A 3,273-nucleotide genomic window follows, 5' to 3' on the forward strand; every position below is an offset into this window, starting at 1 on the left:
CGGCCGTGCCCCGCGCTCCCTGACCCGTCTGTACCGCGCGCCGGACGATGCGACCCGGCGTGCGAAGGAGTCATGCCATGAACTTCACCCTGCTCGAACGCTTCTCCCCGGGCGCCCACGTCCCGCGCGGCGCCCGGAACCCCGCCCAACTGGTCGGCAACACACCGGTGCTGTGGATCACCGAGCCCTTCGCCGCCGACGGACGCGGATTCTTCGCCAAACTGGAGGGCGCCAACCCGGGCGGTATCAAGGACCGCCCCGGCCTGCACATGATCCGTGAGGCGCGGCGGCGCGGCGACCTGCTCCCCGGCGCCCCCGTCGTCGAGTCCTCCAGCGGCACCCTCGGCCTGGGGCTCGCCCTCGCCGGGATGACGTACGGCCATCCGGTGACCGTCGTCTCCGACCCCGGCATGGAACCGGCCATGGTGCGGCTGCTCACCGCCTACGGCGCCACCGTCGACCAGGTGTCCGCGCCCCACCCCCGGGGCGGCTGGCAGCAGGCCCGCCGAGAACGCGTCGCCGAACTCCTCGCCGGTGCCCCGGGCGCGTACTGCCCGGACCAGTACCACAACCCCGACAACGTGGCCGCCTACCGGCCCCTCGCCCTGGAGCTGATCGCCCAGCTCGGCCGGGTCGACGTCCTGGTCGCGGCGGTCGGCACGGGCGGTCACTCCGCCGGGATCGCCCGCGTGCTGCGCGAGGCCTTCCCCGGACTGCGGCTCATCGGCGTCGACACGGTGGGTTCGACGATCTTCGGCCAGCCCGCGCTGCCCCGTCTCATGCGCGGCCTCGGCTCCAGCATCCACCCCGCCAACGTCGACTACCCGGCCTTCGACGAGGTGCACTGGGTGGCGCCCTCCGAAGCGGTGTGGGCCTGCCGCCAACTGGCCAGGCGCCACTACGCGTCCGGCGGCTGGAGCGTGGGCGCCGTCGCCCTGGTCGCGGGCTGGGCCGCCCGCACCCTGCCGCCCGGCACCCGCGTGGCCACCGTCTTCCCCGACGGCCCGCACCGCTACCTCGAAACCGTGTTCAGCGATGCCTGGTGCCACGAGCACCAGCTCCTCGGGCAGGAGGCGCCGCGCGAACCGGACGAGATCGCCGAGCCGGGCGAGCGCACTGTCGCCGCCTGGACGCGCTGCGCGAAGGTGCGTGATCCGCTCGGCGGGGACCGGGCCGCCGAACCGGCGAAGGCGGTCACCCGGTGAAGGGGCTCCGCCGCCAGATGGGCTCCTTCTCGCCCGCGGCACGCCTGCTGATGGCCAATCAGTTCGCCATCAACCTCGGCTTCTACATGCTGATGCCCTACCTCGCCGACCACCTCGCCCACGGCCTCGGCCTCGCCGCGTGGACGGTCGGTCTGGTCCTTGGCGTACGCAACCTCTCCCAGCAGGGCATGTTCCTCATCGGCGGCACCCTCGCCGACCGCTACGGCTGCAAGCCCATGATCATGGCGGGGTGTGTGCTGCGCACCCTCGCCTTCGCCCTGCTCGGCCTGGTGGAGTCGCTGCCCGCGCTCATCGCGGCCTCGGCGGCCACCGGCCTCGCGGGTGCGCTGTTCAACCCTGCGGTACGGGCCTACCTCGCGACGGAAGCGGGGGAGGAGCGCAGGGTCGAGGCGTTCGCCGCGTTCAACGTCTTCTACCAGGCGGGCATCCTCATCGGCCCGCTCGCCGGTCTCGCGCTGCTGGCCTGGGACTTCCGGGCCGTGTGCGCGACGGCGGCGCTCGTCTTCGGCTTCCTTGCGCTGTCGCAGTGGCGGGCGCTGCCCTCCCGGCCGCCCAGGGACCGGGGCGCGGAACCGGCCTGGCGCGCGGTGGCCGCCGACTGGCGCACCATCGCGGCCAACCGGCCGTTCCTGCTGTTCGCCGCCGCGATGACCGGCAGCTACGTCCTTGCCTTCCAGGTCTATCTGGCCCTGCCCCTGCGGGCCCGCGACCTCTTCGGCGAGCGGACCGGCGTGGTGACCGGGGCGATCTTCGCGGTGTCCGCGCTCGCCGCCCTGTCGGGACAACTGCGCCTGACCGCGTGGGCGAAGCGGACCATGCCGGGGCCGCGCGCCATCACCTGCGGGCTCGCGGTGATGGGGGCGGCGTTCCTGCCGCTGGTGCCCGGCGGGTACGGCGGTGTCGCGGGGGTGGTGGCGCTGGCCCTGTGCGCGGCCCTGCTCGCCTGGGGCGGCGCGCTGCTCTACCCCTTCGAGATGGACACCGTCGTACGGCTGTCGGGTGACCGCCTGGTCGCCACGTACTACGGCGCCTACAACACCGTGTCCGGCATCGCGATCTCGCTGGGGAACCTGGCGGTGGGGGCCCTGTTCGACACCGGTGTCCGCTGGCTGCCGTGGGCGGTGCTCGCCGCGACGGGCCTGGTGTGTGCGGGGCTCGTGGCCTGGCTGCACCGGATCGGTCACCTGTCCGCCGCCCCCGCGCAGGCCGCCGCCACGGCGTAGGCCGCCCCGGCTCAGCCGTGGACGGCGTGCAGTTCGTCCGCCAAGTGATGGTGGCTGTGCCGCCATCCGGCTCCGGCCCGCCGGGCGCCCCGCAGATGCGGGTGCCCGGCGGGCAGCCCGGTGTGCGCGTGCTCGTGCGCATGCCCCCGGCCCGGGGCCGCCAGGGCCGCTTTCCCGGTTGCCCCGGCTTCCCCAGGTGCCCCGGCTTCCCCGGCGCGCGCGGGCCACAGGCGTACGGCGATGACCGCCGCCGCGAGCGCGATCCCGCCGAGTACGGCCACGGCCCAGCCGAGTCCGGCCCTCGCCCCGACCCAGCCCGCCAGGGGGTAGGTCAGCAGCCAGGCCGAGTGGGAGAGGGAGAACTGGGCGGCGAACGCGGCGGTGCGCTCGCGCTCCGGCGCGGCACGCCGGATGAGGCGGCCCGTCGGGGTGAGCACCAGCGAACACGCCGCCCCGAACGCGGCCCAGGTGCCGAGCAGGACGGGCAGGCGCCAACTCCCGTCGTGCGCGGCGGTGAGGGCGCCGAGCGCGGCGAACACCACCGGGAGGAGCAGGACGCCGCCGAGCATCACGCGCCGGTCGGAGTGCCGGTGCAGGACGCGCGGCAGGGTCATCGCCACGGCCATGGACCCCGCACCGTAGGCGCCGAGGGCGAAGGCGACGGAGTCGGCGGACCGGCCGAGGAAGTCCCGTACGTAGACCACGGTGTTGACCGTGACGACGGCTCCGGCGGCGGAGACGGCGAGATCCATCGCGAGGAGCGAGCGCAACTGCGGCGTCCTGAGGAACAGGCGGGTGCCCGCGCTCGCCTTCGCGTACAGGCC

Annotated in this window: 3 protein-coding genes; 2 read left to right on the forward strand and 1 reads right to left on the reverse strand. The window is 74.7% G+C overall.

Features of this window, described 5'->3' with window-relative positions; genetic code table 11:
- Positions 1-77 precede the first annotated feature (77 nt).
- Together AB8Z36_RS34600 and AB8Z36_RS34605 are read left to right on the forward strand one after the other, a co-directional pair.
- Complete coding sequence (locus AB8Z36_RS34600) at positions 78-1,205, forward strand: PLP-dependent cysteine synthase family protein (protein ID WP_369217349.1); 1,128 nt, start codon at positions 78-80, stop codon at positions 1,203-1,205.
- Entirely contained in the window at positions 1,202-2,449 is a 1,248-nt protein-coding gene (locus AB8Z36_RS34605; RefSeq protein WP_369217350.1) for an MDR family MFS transporter, read from the forward strand. The genes AB8Z36_RS34600 and AB8Z36_RS34605 overlap by 4 nt, the downstream gene beginning before the upstream one ends.
- 11 nt (positions 2,450-2,460) lie before the next feature.
- On the opposite strand, the gene AB8Z36_RS34610 is transcribed toward AB8Z36_RS34605, so the two are convergent.
- A partial coding sequence (locus tag AB8Z36_RS34610; protein WP_369217351.1) for an MFS transporter occupies positions 2,461-3,273 on the reverse strand: 813 nt, incomplete at its 5' end.

Origin of the sequence: Streptomyces flavofungini, assembly GCF_041028215.1 — a bacterium.
In the GTDB taxonomy this organism is placed as follows: domain Bacteria; phylum Actinomycetota; class Actinomycetes; order Streptomycetales; family Streptomycetaceae; genus Streptomyces; species Streptomyces flavofungini_B.

Excerpts from the sequence above, each read along its gene's own strand:
- AB8Z36_RS34600 (WP_369217349.1), top strand. The coding sequence starts at position 78 with ATGAACTTCACCCTGCTCGAACGCTTCTCCCCGGGCGCCCACGTCCCG.